Below are 1,061 nucleotides of genomic sequence, written 5' to 3' on the forward strand. Positions count from 1 at the left end.
CCCGCCCCCGGCCCCCCCCCCGCCCGCCCCCGCGGGCGGGGCCGCCCGGGGACGGGCAGCCGGTGAACCGTGCGGAATCGCGGAGTGCTCAGAGGCGGGTCCAGGGGCCGCAGGCGGTGTCGGCTTCGGCCTTGCCGGTGCAGACCTGGTAGGTGAGGGCAGGCGCGGAGGCGGACATGTTCTGTTCGCCGCAGCCGGTGGTGACGCCGTTCGCGTCGCTGATGGTGCGGGTGGCGATGCTGCCGGTGTTGCTCCGGTAGGTGTAGTGCGTGCGTACGCCCCAGTTGTCACTGTAGGTGTCACAGGCGTACACCCTCAGACCGTCGTCGTCGGCCCCGCCGAATCCGCGGTTCTGGCCCTCGGCCTGGACGGTGTACTCGCTCGCCGAGGCCCCGGTCGCGGTGAACAGGAGGGCGCTGGTGGTCGTGACGGCCGTGAGCAGGACCCGAAATGTGTGTCGCATGGTCATCTCCCCTGTGAGTGCGGACTCTCTCCTTGCGAGCCCACTGGCCCGGCCCGGCGGCAGCCGGAACATCCAGGAAGGACATGGGGGCGCAAGAGCGGGAAGAGGTCACCGGGATTGTCCGCCGCTCCCCCCCCCGGGCTGACAGGACTCATGTAGAGACATGGCCCTCGGGGAGGCTCTCAAGCATGCGCACCGGACATGTCACGCTGTAGAGCTACTAACGGGACATTTGCCTTATTCTTGTTCGCTCGTGGACGGGCCGAGATGAGCGGATTTCGGTGTCGACGCTTGCGTCGTTGTTGACCACGATGACGAGGTGGTTGCTCTCGTGGAGGGGGAACTTCGTCGTGGATTCGTCGGGCCACACCCCTGAGCCTCTGAGGGGCCTGTGGGTGCCTGTGCAGGGGCGGATCGACTTCCCGCAGGGTGACGTCCACGACGAAGGGCTCCGTTGTCCCCGCACGCCGTCTTGCAGTTTTCGGTGTCGGCTGCCTGGTGGTTGTGGGTGGGTGGGTTAGGTGAGGGTGATGCCGCCGTCGATGTTGAGGGTTTGGCCGGTGATGTAGTCGTTGTCGAGGAAGATGTGGATGGCGGG

1 protein-coding gene is annotated in these 1,061 nt (G+C 67.3%); it reads right to left on the minus strand.

All coding sequences use genetic code 11. The features are described 5' to 3' along the window. Nucleotides 1-88: 88 nt before the first annotated feature. On the minus strand, nt 89-463 hold the full coding sequence (locus ACFXAZ_RS26795; RefSeq protein ID WP_384596329.1) for a hypothetical protein: 375 nt from the start codon (nt 461-463) through the stop codon (nt 89-91). Between the last annotated feature and the right edge of the window lie 598 nt (nt 464-1,061).

The organism is Streptomyces sp. NPDC059477 (assembly GCF_042749375.1).
In the GTDB taxonomy this organism is placed as follows: Bacteria; Actinomycetota; Actinomycetes; order Streptomycetales; family Streptomycetaceae; genus Streptomyces.